This is a genomic window from Microbispora cellulosiformans, from assembly GCF_008728085.1.
In the GTDB taxonomy this organism is placed as follows: Bacteria; Actinomycetota; Actinomycetes; order Streptosporangiales; family Streptosporangiaceae; genus Microbispora; species Microbispora amethystogenes.
This window is the reverse complement of sequence record NZ_VYTZ01000001.1, coordinates 210,414-225,273: the sequence shown is the minus strand read 5'-3', so window position 1 is coordinate 225,273 and position 14,860 is coordinate 210,414. Positions and strand designations below refer to the sequence as shown.

14 protein-coding genes and 1 tRNA gene are annotated in these 14,860 nt (G+C 70.2%); 6 read left to right on the top strand and 9 right to left on the bottom strand.

Annotated features, from left to right (window positions below):
- Positions 1 to 197: 197 nt before the first annotated feature.
- From F5972_RS00845 to F5972_RS00835, 3 genes are read left to right on the top strand one after another with little or no spacing between them, the layout of a single operon-like run.
- Positions 198 to 2,498 carry a nitric-oxide reductase large subunit gene (locus tag F5972_RS00845; RefSeq protein ID WP_150930097.1) on the top strand — a complete coding sequence of 767 codons (2,301 nt, stop codon included), beginning with the start codon at positions 198 to 200 and terminating at the stop codon, positions 2,496 to 2,498.
- Positions 2,495 to 3,085, top strand: coding sequence for a transposase (locus F5972_RS00840; RefSeq protein WP_150930095.1), 591 nt, complete (start codon positions 2,495 to 2,497; stop codon positions 3,083 to 3,085). The genes F5972_RS00845 and F5972_RS00840 overlap by 4 nt, the downstream gene beginning before the upstream one ends.
- Positions 3,082 to 3,909 (top strand): slipin family protein, encoded by an 828-nt coding sequence (locus F5972_RS00835; protein ID WP_150930093.1) that lies wholly within the window; start codon positions 3,082 to 3,084, stop codon positions 3,907 to 3,909. The genes F5972_RS00840 and F5972_RS00835 overlap by 4 nt, the downstream gene beginning before the upstream one ends.
- A gap of 171 nt (positions 3,910 to 4,080) precedes the next feature.
- On the opposite strand, the gene F5972_RS00830 is transcribed toward F5972_RS00835, so the two are convergent.
- A complete protein-coding gene (locus F5972_RS00830; RefSeq protein ID WP_150930091.1) occupies positions 4,081 to 4,749 on the bottom strand; it encodes a hypothetical protein in 669 nt (222 codons plus the stop codon).
- Between the two features lie 234 nt (positions 4,750 to 4,983).
- A complete protein-coding gene (locus F5972_RS00825) occupies positions 4,984 to 5,577 on the bottom strand; it encodes a TetR/AcrR family transcriptional regulator (RefSeq protein WP_150930089.1) in 594 nt (197 codons plus the stop codon).
- Positions 5,578 to 5,659: 82 nt separating this feature from the next.
- Between F5972_RS00825 and F5972_RS00820 the strand changes: the two genes are divergently transcribed.
- On the top strand, positions 5,660 to 6,367 hold the full coding sequence (locus tag F5972_RS00820; protein WP_225311068.1) for an alpha/beta fold hydrolase: 708 nt from the start codon (positions 5,660 to 5,662) through the stop codon (positions 6,365 to 6,367).
- 29 nt (positions 6,368 to 6,396) lie between these two features.
- On the opposite strand, the gene F5972_RS00815 is transcribed toward F5972_RS00820, so the two are convergent.
- On the bottom strand, positions 6,397 to 6,786 hold the full coding sequence (locus F5972_RS00815) for a response regulator transcription factor (RefSeq protein WP_225311067.1): 390 nt from the start codon (positions 6,784 to 6,786) through the stop codon (positions 6,397 to 6,399).
- 128 nt (positions 6,787 to 6,914) lie between these two features.
- Between F5972_RS00815 and F5972_RS00810 the strand changes: the two genes are divergently transcribed.
- Positions 6,915 to 6,989, top strand: a tRNA-Arg gene (locus F5972_RS00810).
- Between the two features lie 202 nt (positions 6,990 to 7,191).
- Entirely contained in the window at positions 7,192 to 7,623 is a 432-nt protein-coding gene (locus tag F5972_RS00805) for a nuclear transport factor 2 family protein (protein ID WP_150930087.1), read from the top strand.
- A gap of 74 nt (positions 7,624 to 7,697) precedes the next feature.
- Here the strand turns inward: F5972_RS00805 and F5972_RS00800 are convergent, their stop codons facing one another.
- From F5972_RS00800 to gap, 6 genes are all read right to left on the bottom strand, one after another.
- Positions 7,698 to 10,589: a glycosyl hydrolase family 95 catalytic domain-containing protein gene (locus F5972_RS00800; protein ID WP_150930085.1), complete on the bottom strand. Its 2,892-nt coding sequence runs from the start codon at positions 10,587 to 10,589 to the stop codon at positions 7,698 to 7,700.
- Positions 10,590 to 11,013: 424 nt separating this feature from the next.
- Complete coding sequence (locus F5972_RS00795; protein ID WP_150930083.1) at positions 11,014 to 11,670, bottom strand: DUF305 domain-containing protein; 657 nt, start codon at positions 11,668 to 11,670, stop codon at positions 11,014 to 11,016.
- Positions 11,667 to 12,278, bottom strand: a complete 612-nt coding sequence (locus F5972_RS00790; RefSeq protein ID WP_150930081.1) for a DUF3105 domain-containing protein — start codon at positions 12,276 to 12,278, stop codon at positions 11,667 to 11,669. Before F5972_RS00790 ends, F5972_RS00795 begins: the two co-directional genes overlap by 4 nt.
- A 96-nt stretch (positions 12,279 to 12,374) precedes the next feature.
- Entirely contained in the window at positions 12,375 to 13,322 is a 948-nt protein-coding gene (locus F5972_RS00785) for a M56 family metallopeptidase (RefSeq protein WP_150930080.1), read from the bottom strand.
- Positions 13,319 to 13,675 (bottom strand): BlaI/MecI/CopY family transcriptional regulator, encoded by a 357-nt coding sequence (locus tag F5972_RS00780; RefSeq protein ID WP_150930078.1) that lies wholly within the window; start codon positions 13,673 to 13,675, stop codon positions 13,319 to 13,321. Before F5972_RS00780 ends, F5972_RS00785 begins: the two co-directional genes overlap by 4 nt.
- A 57-nt stretch (positions 13,676 to 13,732) precedes the next feature.
- Positions 13,733 to 14,731, bottom strand: a complete 999-nt coding sequence (gap, locus tag F5972_RS00775) for a type I glyceraldehyde-3-phosphate dehydrogenase (protein WP_150930076.1) — start codon at positions 14,729 to 14,731, stop codon at positions 13,733 to 13,735.
- Positions 14,732 to 14,860 lie beyond the last annotated feature (129 nt).

Below are 14,860 nucleotides of genomic sequence, written 5' to 3'. Positions count from 1 at the left end.
CCCGCGGCCCGCGGCGGGGGCGGCACGTCCTGAACGGCGTATCGCCGGCCCCGCCGCTCGCCCGGTCGCGCCGCGCCGCCATGGGAGCCGGCGATTCCGATTCAGGGTCGTGAAGAGGGCGTGTCCTTCCGTCCGGCGCTGCCCGCACCCGGTAGGAGTAGGAGCTCTCCCCCTTCTTCGGACGGGGACAGCGATCGATGTCGGATACGGGGACGCGCAGAGCCCTCCTGGTCTCCAGACGCTGGATTCAGGCGGCGGTGCTGGTGGCGGTGTTCGGGTTCTTCGTCATGGGGGTGCTCGCCTTCCGTACGTACACCTCGGAGCCGCCCGTGCCGCGGCTGGTGGTGAGCGAATCCGGGCACGAGCTGTACACCGGCCGCGACGTCGCCGACGGGCAGCAGGTCTTCCTGTCCAACGGGCTGATGCAGTACGGGTCGGTGCTCGGGCACGGGGGCTATCTCGGGCCGGACTACACGGCCGACTACCTGCGCCGCGCCGCCACCGCCGCACTCCGGGCCCGCGGCGGCGGCGACCGGGCCCGTGAGCAGGTCAGGCAGGAGTTCCGCGCCAATCGCTACGACCCCCGCTCAGGGGTGCTGACCTACACGCGGACGCAGGCGGACGCCTTCACCGCTCTCGTCGGTCACTACCACGACTACTTCGCCGACCCCCGTACGGACAAGGGTCTACGCCCCCGCGCGATCACCGACCGGCGGCAGATCGATCAGCTGACGGCGTTCCTGTCCTGGACGGCGTGGATCGCCTCCGCCGAGCGTCCCGGCACCACCTACTCCTACACGAACAACTGGCCCGCCGAGCCGCTGGTCGGCAACACGCCCACCGCCGACACCGTGCTGTGGAGCGTGGTGTCGCTGATCGCCCTGCTGGTCGGCATCGGGGCACTGTTCGGCGCCGTCGGCCGCTGGGGCGGGCATCTGGGCTGGCGGGGCCGTCAGGCGGAGACCATCGAGTTCCGCTCCCCCGACCAGGTGGCGCTCACTCCCGCCCAGCGGGTCACCGCGTTCTTCTTCCTCGTCGTGGCGCTGCTCTTCCTCGCCCAGGTGCTGCTCGGCGGTGCCACGGAGCACTACCGGGCCGATCTCACGAGCTTCTTCGGATTCAACCTGGCCGGGTTGCTGCCCTTCAACCTGGCCCGCACCTGGCATCTGCAGTTGTCGCTGTTCTGGGTGGTGGCCGCCTTCCTCGCGGCTGGGCTCTTCCTGGCGCCGCTCATGGCCGGAGGCGAGCCGCGCGGGCAGAAGACGCTCGCTTGGACGCTCCTGGTGGCCCTGGCCGTCGTGGCGTCCGGCTCCCTGATCGCGGAGGGGCTGAGCATCCACGGGTTCGTCCGGCCGGGGAACCTGTGGGGCAGCCAGCAGTTCGAATGGCTCGACCTGCCCCGCGTCTGGCAGATCCTGCTGGCCGCCGGCATGGCGCTGTGGGCGGTCATGATGTGGCGGGTGCTGCGCACCGCCCTGACGAGGGACAGCCGCGGCAACCTGCCCTGGCTGTTCTTCCTGTCCGGCCTGGCGATCCCCGGCGTCTACGCGGTCGGGCTGCTCGCCCGCCCGGGCGACACCTTCACCCTCACCGACTTCTGGCGGTTCTGGGTGGTGCACCTGTGGGTGGAGGACTTCCTCGAACTTTTCACCACCGCCATGGTCGCGTACATGTTCGTCCAGCTCGGCGTGGTGCGGGAACGGGTCGCCCTGGTGGTGATCTATCTGGACGTCATCCTGTACTCGGCCGGCGGCGTGATCGGCACCATGCACCACCTGTACTTCAGCGGCGAACCCGTGGAGCATCTGGCGCTGGGGGCGTTCTTCTCCGCGATGGAGGTCGTGCCGCTGACCTTCCTGACCGTGGAGGCGTGGTCGTTCGTGCAGCTCGGAGCGCGCCAGCACATGGAGTCGCGCACCCCGTTCCCGCACCGCTGGGCCGTGATGTTCCTGGTCGCCGTGGGCTTCTGGAACTTCCTCGGTGCGGGCGTCTTCGGCTTTCTGATCAACCTGCCGATCGTCTCCTACTACGAGATCGGCACCGGCCTGACCGCCAACCACGCGCACGCCTCGATGATGGGCGTCTACGGCATGCTCGCCATCGCCCTCGGCCTGTTCACGCTGCGCTACCTCATCCCCGCCAGTCAGTGGCCGGAGAAGTGGGCCAGGGTCTCCTTCTGGTCCCTCAACATCGGCCTGGTCTGGATGTGTTTCGCCACCCTGCTGCCGCTCGGGCTCCTGCAACTGCACGAGTCGGTGGCCTCCGGCTACTTCGAGGCGCGCTCGCTGGGCTACCTCACCGGCCACACCACCACCCTGCTCGAATGGCTGCGGCTGCCCGGCGATCTGATCTTCATCGTCGGCGGCGTCCTGCCCTTCTGCTGGATGGCCTGGCTCGGCGTACGCCATCGGGGGCGCCAGGCCACCGCCGACGCGGTCACCGGGATCACCCCCGCGCCACGGCTGTCGGATATCCGGGAACCGGTGGAGACGGCATGATCGGCCCCTTCACCGCGGAGGCGGTCCTGGCGGACGGTTACGCGGCCGGGCTGCTCGTCACAGCCGCCGGGCTGGACCGCCTGGCCCGCCACGTCGCCCGCCGGTCCGAACGCCACCGTACCGGTGGTTTCACCTATCGCCCCGGACACGACGCCTGGGTGTGCCCTGCCGGCCAGATGCTCTGGCCCGTCGGCCGGGAGGGCGGCCAGGACCCGCACCGCCGGCTGTACCGGGCCAAGCCCTCGATCTGCAACGCCTGTCCCCGCAAGGCCGACTGCACCTCCTCACATGCCGGCCGGGAGATCGTCCGGGAGCTGAGGCCCTGGCCACACTCCGAAGCGGGGCGTTTCCACCGCGGCCTCGCCCTCGTCCTGGTCGTCCTGGCCGCCTCGCTGACGCTCATCCAGGCGGTACGCCATCCCGCCTGGCCCGACCTCGCCTTGGTCGCCGCGACGCTCGTGGCCACCGCCCTGACCGGATGGCGGCTGACCGGACACCTCCGCGCCACCCCCGACGGTTTTCCGGAACCAGAACAAAAAGGAACGAACCGCGACCGCTACACCAAGGTCTGGAGGTCAGAGTCATGATCTGGGCAACCATCGCGGCGGCCCTTCTCCTCGCGGGCGCCGCGACAGGGGTGCGTGTGCTCCGCGAGTACGAGCGGGCCGTCGTCTTCCGGCTCGGCCGGCTGCTGCCCCTGCGAGGGCCCGGGCTCGTGGTCCTGGTTCCGCTGGCCGACCGGATGGTCCGCGTCGACCTGCGGACGATCGCCCTCACCATTCCGCCGCAGGAGGCGATCACCAGGGACAACGTCCCCGTCCGGGTCAATACGGTCGCCTACTTCAAAGTCGTGGATCCGGTCCGGTCGGTGAACGAGGTGGAGAACCACGCCGTGGCGACCTCCCAACTCGCGCAGACGAGCCTGCGCTCCGTACTCGGCCGCCATGACCTCGACGCCCTGCTCGCGGAACGCGACCGGCTGGGCGAGAGCCTGCAGAAGGTCCTGGACGAGCAGACCGAGCCCTGGGGGGTGAAAGTCGACCTGGTCGAGATCAAGGACGTCGAGATTCCCGAGGCCATGCAGCGTGCCATCGCCCGCCAGGCCGAGGCCGAGCGTGAACGCCGCGCCAAAGTGATCAACGCGGAGGGAGAGGTGCAGGCCGCCCAGAACCTGCGCGACGCCGCGCGGACCCTGTCGGCAGACCCGGCGGCCATCCAACTGCGCTACCTGCAGACGCTGCTGGAACTGGGCGGCGAAGGCCGTTCGACCGTCATCTACCCGGTGCCGGTCGACCTGCCCGCATCCTCGCCGGGGACCCACGGCGTGCTTCCCGCCGCGCTCGCTGCCGCGGCCGCCCACGTCGCACATGGTTGCACCTGCCCACGGGAGCGGCAGGGAGCCGGGACATGATCGCGGTTCCCTGAGGTGCCGGTGGCCCGGCCACCGGCTTCGCGCACGGTCTACATCACCTTCAGCAGTGGCCGGCCGGCCGGCTTCGTCGACCTCAACTGGTTCACGTTCGCCACGTCCTGACCGGTGCGGGCGGGGACCCTGCAACGGCCCCCGCCCGTGCTCGCCTCGTCATTCGGTGGGCGTGACGGTTCCGGGTGACTCCGTCTCGGTGGGTGTGGCGGGCGCCGAGCCTCCGGGCGACTGCTCCGGCGCCTCTCCCGGAGCGCCGGGAGCACCGGGAGCGCCGGGCGGGGACGGCGCGCCCGGGCCGCCTCCGGCATGACCCGGCAGCGGCGGCCGGCTGGCGTCCGCGATCAGGACCGCACGCGGACTGTCCCCGGGCGTGCCGATCACCCACACCTGGTCGCCCTGCTGGATGCCCGGTAAGCCCTTGTAGTCGGCGACGATCCTGGTCGACTCGTCCACGGCGTAGGCCCGTCCGCCGACGGAGATGGAATCGCTCCGCACCGAGTCCACGGCGCCCGTCTGGCTGGTGAAGGTCTGGTAGTCGCCCTGGCCGGGCCGCCCGGGCTGCGGCTGCCCCTGCTGGAGCAGGGCGAGCTCCGTCAGCCCGAACCGGGCCGGATTGAACTTGATCGGGCCGGGCTGCTCCCTGGGCTGCTGAGCCTGTACGGCGCGGGACGGCGTGTGGTCGCCCGGAGCGTTGGCCGCGGCGAGGCCGGCGCCGGTGGCGAGCGTGAGCGCCGCGGCGACTCCGAGGAGAAGACGAGGCCGTTTTCCTCGCGGTGGCGTCGGTGGCTTCTCCTCCGCGTTCCCGCGGAATTCGGGACTGGTCATCGGTAGTGCTCCCTCTGCTCGGCCATCAGCAGCCGCGGGCCACGCGCGTATGGGCGCGGCGCGGGTATGAGGTGGCCGGCGTGGCTTGGATGTACGCGGACATGGGCGGCTGTGCCCGTGGTGAAAGGTGGAAGTGGCCGGCGTCCCGGCGTATGCGCACGCACGGCGGCGTACGAGGTTCGGCCCGAAGGGCCGCCCGGCACGAGATGTCCGGGCCGCCCGCGATCCGTCCGGTCAGCCGCCGGTCTGCGCCGGTCGGCCCGCCCTCGGATCCCCTCGCCGCCCTACCCCATCGAGTACGGCGGTCACCGCGTGATCGGTAAAGCCCTCGTCCAGAGGCAATTGCCGGAATACGACCCGCAGCCAGACGGCCCCGGCGAGCATGTCCACGATCAGCATCGGGTCGGCGGACTCGTCCAACTCGCCGCGCTCGCGGGCCCGTCCGAACATCGGGAGTTCACGGGCGAAGCGGTCGGCGAAGAAGCCCTTGACCGCGGCGGCGAGATCGGGGTTGCCGGCGGCGGCGCCCAGCGCCGCGACGGCGATGTCCGCCGCCGGGGGAGTGGTCAGCAGACGTGCCAGGCCGCGCAGCAGGGCCCTGAGATCATCCCGGAGGCTGCCGGTGTCGGGCACCTCGAAGTCGAGTGCCCGCGCCTCCACCAGCGCGGTGCCGAGCAGCGCGGCCTTGGACGGCCACCACCGGTAGATCGTCGTCTTGTTGACCCCCGACCGTTCGGCCACACCCTCGATGGTCAGGCCCTCGTAGCCCTTCTCCGCCAGCAGCCGAAGCGCGGCGTTCAGGATCTCGTCCTTCTTGCGTGGGGCCACCCCGGAAGCCTACTGCAACGCACCGTTGTGTTTTGATGGCTCTTGCAACGCAACGTCGCGTTGCGTTTCAGGAAGGTGCGTCGTGACCCTGCCGATCGTCTTCGTTCATGGAATTCGCCTCAGCGGCACCATGTGGTCGCCCGTACGCGCGCTGCTGCAGGTGCCGTCAGCCGCTCCCGACCTGCCGGGACACGGCGTTCGCCGTGGCCTGCCGTACGACACCGAGGCCGCCTGCGACGTCGTGGCGGAGGTGATCACCGGCCTGGGCGGCCGGGCGCTGGTGGTGGGGCTGTCCCTCGGCGGTTACGTCGGTATCGCCACCGCCGCGCGGCATCCGGATCTCGTCGCGGGGCTGGTCGCGATGGGCTGTACGGCCCGGCCGGGCGGAGCCGGGGCGCAGGCCTACCGGGTCGCCGGCCGCCTGGCCGCCCGCGATCCGGAGTTCGCGAACCGGGTGAGCCGCTTCGCGCTGCGCCGCATGCTGCCGGGGCCCACCGGCGAGGCCATGATCGAGGGCGGGCTGAGCTGCGAAGTCGTGCCGGCCGTCGTCGAGGCGGTCGCGAAGGAGGATCCGATCGCCTCGCTGGCGGGCTATCCCGGGCGGGTATGGCTGGTCAACGGCGCCCGAGACCCCTTCCGGGCGGACGAACGGGAGTTCCTCCGGGCCTGCGCCGACGGCAGCCTCACACACGTACAGGGTCGCGGGCATCTGACCGTGCTCGCCGATCCCGGCCGGGTGGCGCGCTTCGTCGAGGAGGCGGCCCGGCAGGCGTCCCCGTGCCCGGCCTGATCAGCCCCCCGCCGTACGTCCCGCTCGGGTCAGAGCGGCCTGGGGCTTCCGACGAGGTCCCGTACGGTCTGGATCAGCTCAGCCGGATCGAACGGCTTGGTGAGATAGGCGTGCACGCCGATGTCGTACCCCCGCCTGCGGTCGTCCTCCTGGGCGCGGGCCGTGATCAGCATGACCTTGATGTGCTGGGTGTCCGGATCCTGGCGGAGCCTGGTCGCCGTCTCCCAGCCGTCCATGCGCGGCATCATCACGTCGAGCGTGATGACGTCGGGAGCGACGTCGCGCACCCGGTCCAGGCAGTCCTGCCCGTCGTACGCGGTCTCGACCTCGAACCCCTCAAGGGTCAAATTGACCGCGATGAGCTGCCGGATGACCTCGTCGTCATCCACCACCAGCACGCGTCCCAGAAGCTCACCCACGGGCGCCAAGTTAGCCAATGAGGAGGGGTGGGCGTGCGGTTTTCGCTGATCCGCCCGCCTCGGCCTCGGGACGGCCGTATTGATGTGACGAACGGCCCCCAAGTGCTGGTAGCCTTGTTCCCGGTTGAGCCCCCTTAGCTCAGGGGATAGAGCACCGGCCTCCGGAGCCGGGAGCGCAAGTTCGAATCTTGCAGGGGGCACCAACTGATCCACCAGGGGAAACCCTCGAATGACCTGCGGAAACGCAGGTCATTTTTTTGTATTTCGATGGGTGCTGCTGTCGGTGGTTGGTGCCCCGCCGACGGCTCGGCCAGTCGCGCACGGCGGTTCGGGGGATGAACCTGCGAGAGTTTTTTGGCTTTTCGTTGCCCCTGCCTCAGTAGCCTGGTCGACGGGGGGCGTTCCATGACCGACGTGGTAGACCGGTTGATCGACGCACTGAACAACCATGATCTCGATGCGGTGATGCGCTGCTATCGGCCGGACGCGGTCGCGACATGGCCGGACATGGAGGCGTGCAATCCCCAGGAGATCAGCTCCTACTGCACGCAAACGTGGGAGGCATTTCCCAACCTCCACTTCACCCCGTGGGAGAAGACCGCATGCGGTGATGCGATCGCGACCGAGATGGTGGTTTGCGGTACGCAGACGGGGTCGTGGCTCCTCGTCGGAGGTGAGGTGCTGGAGGCGACGGGCCGTTCCGTCAGCGCACGCTGCTCCTGCTTCTGGAACGTGGCTGACGATCTGATCGCGAGTCAGCGCTTCTACTACGACCAGTTGCAGATATACGCGCAACTCGGCATGCGTCTGCCCTGCGTCTTCGACCCGTCCGGCTGAGGTCGCGAGCCGGCTTTGGCCAGTCGGGGCGGTTCACACACCCGCCCCGGAGCGCCGCCTGGGACCGCTCGCCGTCACACGGTGACGACCTGCCATTCCTGGTTGAGGCCGCCGTTGCCGGCCCATTGGATGACCCGGGCGCCGTCGGCTGTGGAGCCCCCTTCGACGTCCGCGCACAGTCCGTTGCCGACGTTGACGAGCCGGTAGTAGCCGCTCGTGGCGGCGGAGACGAGTTTCCACCGCTGGTTCGCGCCGTTGGTGTCGGTCGTCTGGACGAGGGCCGTGCCCTGGTTGGCGTTCGGGCTGGTGAGGGCCTTGCCGCTGCCGACGCTGATCAGCCGGAACGAGCCGTCGGAGTTCTGCGTCATCCGCCACTGCTGGTTGGCCCCGCCCGTCCAGGGCCACTGGACAATGGTCGCGCCGTCGGCGGTGGAGCCGCCGTAGACGTCCAGAACCTTGCCGCTGTTGCGGTTGACCAGGCGGACGACGCCGGTGGACGGGCCGCCGGCGCCCAGTTCGACGGTGATCTGGGTCGTTGTGCCCGCCGTGAGTGACACCTGCCGGGCGTGGTCGCCCAGCGGCGAGGCGGCGACGCCCGCACTGGTGGTCACGGAGGCGATCCCACGCCGGACGATGAGCGTCACGGTCTGGGTGACGTCGGAGACGACGGCGGCGGTGACGGTCCGGGCGCCGATGTCCCAGGTGAGCGAGTCGATCCGGATGCGGTTGCGGCCGCGTACGCCGGTGATCGTGCCCTTGGCGAGCTGGTCGGGCAGCGCGGGGAGCAACTCCAGGACGCCGGGCCTGGTGTAGACCAACGCCTCGGCGAGAATCGCGGGCAGCGAGTTGGCGGCGTCGGCGTTGTAGATCGACAGGTTCGGGTTGTGCGAGGTCATCAACGACCGGAAGACCATGTTGTTGCCCAGGATCTTCCGCAGGTTGCCGTACACGCCGGCGCCGTCCTTGAGCCGGGCCCGGGCGAGGCCGCGGTGGATGGCGCCGTGGGCCTCGCCTCCCTCGTCCCCCCGCAGATCCAGGGCGCGGCTCGCGTAGCGGATCAGGTCGGGCCTGTCCTCGGGGTTGATCTCGTGCAGCGGCCAGACCGGATACATGTGCTGCACGTGCCGGTGGTTGTACCGGTCGGACAGGCTGGGCCACGACCATTCGGCGAGCGCCCCGTCGCCGTTGATGCGATAGTCGGGCATCTTGGCCAGCAGGGCGGTCCAGCGTTGTACGCCCTGTCCTGAGCCCTGTTCGGTGCCGAGGAAGTTGGCGGCGTCGATGGCGGCCTGCAGCGCGTGCTTGCCCGCGGCGATCTCCCCGGTCGCGTTGATCGACAGTTGCCTGCCCGTGTTGCCCGGGCTGTTCTCCATGGAGAAGCACGGTACGAAGACGACCTTGCCGCCCGCGTCGGTGCGGGTGAGGAAGTCTTCGTAGAACAGCGCGAGCTCGATCAGGACCGGGGCGAGCTTGGTGCGGTAGAAGGTGGTGTCACCGCTGACCTGGTAGTACTCGAGCAGGGGATAGAGCAGCCAGTCGGCGCCGCCGATCCAGGTGTGGCCGGGGAACCCGCCGTCGAAGTGCAGCATCTTGCCGTACTCGCCGTCCGTACGGGAGGGAGCGAGCAGGCCGCGGGTGCCGTAGAGGTTTCTGGCGTTGGTGCGCCAGTCGTTGATCTGGCCGAGGATCAGGGTGAAGTAACCGTCCATGGCTTCGGTGAGGGACAGGATGTTGCCGGCGGCGACCTGGAAGTTGACGTTGGCGTCGGTGGTGAAGTCGCCGGCCCATGCCGCGTCCCAGGCGCCCGTCCACAGGCCGGTGAGTCGCGGCGGCAGGACGCCGCTGGAGCTGAGGAACAGGTAACGGCCGGAGTCGTACATCCGCTCCAGCAACGCGAGGTCGACGACGTTGCGGTTGGAGTTCTGCCGGGCGATCAGCTCACCGGTCGACAGTTGCCGATCGGCGGCGCTGACGTTCAGGTCGAGGCGTGAACGGTCGTACAGCGGGGTGTGCAGGGCGGTGTGCCGCGCGAGCAGCGCCGCGTAGTCGGCGCTCAGCGCGGCCAGCGACGTGTGCAGGGGTTTGGCGTCCCACGCGGTGGACGATTCGTAGCGGTCGAGTTTGGTCAGCAGCACGACTTTGGTCGCCCCGGCCACGACGATGGTCGACCCGCTCACCCGTACCGAGCCGCCGGTCGCGACCACCCGGGTGACGCCCTCGTAGCCGAACGCCCCCTGCCCGGCGGGATAGGTGCCCCGGAGGTTCAGGTAGCCGTCACCGTTGGCGACTGTGGCCAGGGTGGTGAAGCCGACGGACCCCGGCACGCCGCTCAGGGCCGTGTTGACGCTCAGCGTGGTGTCGATCGTCCGGCCCGGCGCGGCCGTGAGTTCGTGGACGATGACCCGGTCGGCCCGGGAGGCGAAAGCCCGGCGCGTCCACGCACCGTAGCTGTCGGTCCACGTCGAGGTGACCTCCCCGGTCCGGAAATCGGTGATCCGGGCGTAGTTGCCGACGGTTGTCATCCCCGGGGTGCTGATCCGCAGCTCGTAGCCCGGATGGAAGGTCTGGGTCCAGCGCAGCGACCAACCGGAGGTGAAGTCACTGGTGGCGCCGTTGAAGTCACCGGCGAGCGCCTTGTCCCTGACCCCCGCCAACCGCCCGGACAGCACCGGCGGGGTCAGGTTGCGGGTGCCGTTGGGCAGCACGAACCGATGATGCGTGAAGACGACCTTCTCCAGAGTGGGCGCGCCGTAGAGCATGGCCCCGTACTCGCCGTTGCCGGTCAGGAAGGCGTCGGTCCAGTTGGCGGCGGCGGCCGTGTCGTAGATGCCGCGTTGCGGCAGCGTCACCTGCGGCGGTACGGCCGCGGCCGCCCGGCCAGAGAAGATCGTCGAAGGAAGCGCGGCGGCGCCGACGGTCGCCGCCGTGGTGGCGATGAAGCGTCGACGGTTCAGCGGCATGTTCATCGAAGCTCCTGGTGGCGGGTCGGGGAGACGGTCGCGGCCGAGCACCGCCCGTGCCGCCACGGCTGGTCCATCGCCTGGTCCATCGCCGTGGTACGGCCGCCGTTCGAGAGGTCACCCGGGCCTGTGGTCAAAAGGTGCCTCCGGAGGCGGGAACCGATTCGATAACGCGGAGACATCCCATGTATAGGCCGCGTGGCCGCAACGTATGACGTCTAATGTGACCCGTCAAGCAATGATCGTATAAGCCGCATACTCCGGTCTCGAGTCCCAGGACGGCTGGCGATTCTCGCTCGAATTACCTGAAATTTTCATCAGGAGGACGGCAGGCGCGGGCGACTCGGCAAGCGTGCGCCTACCGTCGGTCGGTTCCTTCCTCCGTCGGGGGCTCAGCCGTGTCCGCCGAGATTCATCCCATCTCTGGCGATCACGCATCTGCATCCGCACCAGGCGATTCTCGCGACGAGGCCGTCGTGCGAGACGCGTCCCTCGTCGACAGCATCCGCTCCATCGACGAGATCTCCCCTTGCTGAGCGGCGACGATCGCCTCTGCCAGCCGCCGGACGCGCTCGTCGCCGCTCGACCGCAGGGTGGCACGCGCCATGTCCACGCCGCCCTTGTGATGAGTGATCATCAGGCGGAGGAACAGCGCCTCCGCCGCACGACCCTGGGCCTCCGCCAACTGCTTCAGCTGATTGGAGGTGGCCATTCCCGGCATCGAGGCGGCCGTGTGGCCCATGGAGCCGTGCCCCGTCCGCGTCCATGCCATCGGAGGAGCCAGGGAGGTCTGTGGCAGCCCCCACATGTCGAGCCAGGCGAACATCTGGCCGATCTGCTGCTGCTGGGTCAGCGCGATGTCATAGGCGAGAGTCCTCACCTCCGCGTCCGTGGTGCGGTCGCGCACGATCATCGCCATGCGTACGGCCTGGGCGTGGTGGGTCTGCATGTCCCTGGCGAATCCGGCCTCGGGGGAGTCGTCGGCCGGGCCCCGGCGAGAGAGGGCCGCTCCGGCCAGGACGACCACCACGACGGCGATGCCGATGACGGCCAGGGCCCGCGGGCCCAGGCGTCCGGACAAGGTCATACGGCGGGCTCTCCCGTTCCTCCGTCGCACGGTGCGCCCGGCTCGGGAGCCTCGGGGCTTTTCGCGTGGGCGCGGATGAAGCGCGCGAGTCTGGGGTCGTCCGGGCCGTCCAGCGCGAGTTGCCTGCCCCACGCGCTCGCGACGACCGCGGGCTTCTGGCCGGTGAACGGGGAGAGGACCACATACTCCCGACCGGCGACGAGGTCGCGGAGTTTCCGCCGGTCCTCGTCGGGGAGGCCGGGCGAGTGCGTGATCCAGACGGCGCCGTGCTCCTGGGCGTGCACCACGCTCTCGGTGCGGACCGGCTGGTCGTAGACGCCGCAGTTGATCCAGGTCGGGTCGTGGTCGCCGCCGACCGGAGGGGACTGCGGGTAGGTCACGGCCTCGGTCGTGTGATTGCGGTTCTTGACCGCGTAGGTGCGGACGGCGTCGAGCGACGTCTTGTTCCTCTCCCTGAGGAACAGGACTCCGCCTGCCACGGCGATCCCGCTCACGAGAAGGGCCGACGTGCCGACCACGGTGATCCTCCGCAACCGCTCGGCCTTCCGCTGCCGGGCCTGTAGTTGTGAGAGGCGCTCTTTCCTGCTCGCCTGCTCCGCACCGTCCATGGGCTGCTCCCATCGCCTATCTTCTACGACGGGTAGAACTTCTACACGACGTAGAATACGGCTGCCGTAAATCCGGCCCGGGAGCCCGACCACGAGTCACGCGGGCCGGATGACCACGCACAGCAACGGTGCGACCAGCACGGCCAGGGGCCCGACGAGGAGCAGGCCGGCGATCGAGTAGGCGACGGCGGGGATCCACCGCGGCCGCTCGTCCGCACCGCCGAGAAGCCGTTCGAGGCGATGGACGACTCCGGCGTCGGCCAGGGCGCGCACGCCGGCGGCGGAGGAGCCCGTTCGCGGCGTGGCCATGCGTACCAGCGCGCGAGCCAGCGGCAGTTCCCCGTGCACCCGGCGGGCCTGGTCGTCCGCGAGCATCTCCAGCAGGACGGGAACGGCCTGCCGAGCGGCCCGTGCCGCCGCGAGCCAGGGAAAGGCCTCGGCCAGAGCGACGAACGGCAGCAGGATCAGATCGTGCCTGCCCCGGGCATGCGCTCGTTCGTGGCCGAGGACGGCCAGCAGCTCCTGCCTGTTCAGCAGGTCGAGCGTGCCCTGACTGAGCACGACCCGGACCCGCCGCCCGGGAACGCAGTACGCGATCCGTTCCGCGGTGGGCAGGATGTAGGCGTCGTGGTCGGCGGCGTGATCGGCCACGAGGTCCACCAGCAGACGCTGCCGTCGCTGCTCCGCGACCGTCTTCACGGTCACCCTGACGGTGTGCGCGAGCAGCCACGCGAGCACGCCCAGCGACCAGGCGAGGGCGACGAGCGGGGCCGGGCCGAGCCCGGTCAGCCCGGGCCCGGCGAGGACGCGACCGACGAGGGTGTGCATCCCGTGGGGGAAGACCGCGGCCACCGGCGCGACCGAGGCGACGAGCCCCAGCCCCACCGCTCCGAGCCCGCCGGCCAGGCCGATCGCCTGCCACAGCACCAGGGCGGCTCTGGGGCATCGGCGGGTCCACCTCGCCGTGGCGAGCCGCGCGGAGGCCCGTCCGCCGAACACGACGGGCGTCAACGCGAGGCCCGCCGCGAGCAGCCACAGGCTCACCGGGCGGCCTCGTCTCGCCCGTCGAGCGCCTCGCGGAGGGCCGCGGCGACTTCTGGGGAAACCGTGCCGACGAACCGGCTCACGGCGGCCTCCACGTCACCGGCCTCGTCGAGGGCGGCGCGCATGGTCTCGGCCACGAACGCGTCCTTGTCCGCGCCGGCCCTGTACAGGTGTGCCCGTCCTTGTCGCTCCCGTGAGACCAGGCCCTTGCGGGAGAGCCGTACGAGAACGGTCAGCACCGTGGTGACCGCGGGCTGGGAGGCGAGACCGTCGGCGAGATCCTGGGCGAACATCCCCTCAGGGTGGCTCCACAGGGCCTCCATGACCGATCGCTCCAGGTTGCCGAGTCGCACGGTCCCGCCTCTCCCTCACCTCGATGACTCTCTACAGAGAGTAGAAGGTGAACAGGCTCAGTCGCGGGCGAGCAGCTCCAGGGTGTCGACGACGCGGTTCGAGAAGCCCCACTCGTTGTCGTACCAGGCCACCACCTTGACGTGCCTGCCATCGACGCGGGTGAGAGCGGCGTCGAAGATCGCCGACGCGGGCTGGCCGGTGATGTCGCTGGAGACCAGCGGCTCGTCGGCGTAGTCGAGGATGCCCTTGAGCCTGCCGTCGGCGGCGGCGCGGTAGGCCGCGAGCACCTCGTCCCGCGTCACCTCCCGGGAGACGGAGGTGTTCAGCTCCACGATCGAACCCACCGGGACCGGCACGCGGATCGCGTCGCCCGACAGCTTGCCGTCGAGGTTCGGCAGCACCTGGCCGATGGCCTTGGCGGCCCCCGTGGTGGTGGGCACGATGTTCACGCCGGCCGCGCGGGCGCGCCGCAGGTCGCGGTGCGGGCCGTCCTGCAGGTTCTGCTCCTGGGTGTAGGCGTGCACCGTGGTCATGAAGCCGTGCTCGATGCCGGCCAGGTCGTCGAGCACGGACGCCAGCGGCGCCAGCGCGTTCGTGGTGCACGAGGCGTTCGAGACGATCACGTGCCTGGCGGGGTCGTACGCCTCGGTGTTCACGCCGTAGGCGAGCGTGACGTCGGCGCCGTCGGAGGGGGCGCTCACCAGCACGCGCCGGGCGCCCGCGTCGATGTGCGCGCGGGCGGCGCGCGCCGCGGTGAAGCGGCCGGTGGACTCGAGCACGAGGCCCACGCCGAGCTCGGCCCAGGGCAGCTTGGCCGGCTCGCGTTCGGCGAGCACCTGGATGCGGCGGCCGCCGACCACGAGCTCGGCGCCGTCGACCTCGACGGGAAGGCCGAGGCGGCCGAGCGCGCTGTCGTACTTGAGCAGGTGCGCGAGGGTCTCCGGGGCGGTGAGGTCGTTGACGGCGACCACTTCGAGGTCGGTGTCACGTTCGAGCAGGGCGCGGAGGGTGTTGCGTCCGATGCGGCCGAATCCGTTGACGGCGATGCGGGTCATGGGCGTTCCTTTCGTTCCGCGCTCCATGATCGGCGTCCGAGTGCCGGGCCGACAGTGGCCTGAATGACAGCACGCGCAAGAATCCAGCCAGAAGTTTCGCCACCGTCCGCAAGGATCTCGCCACGCCCC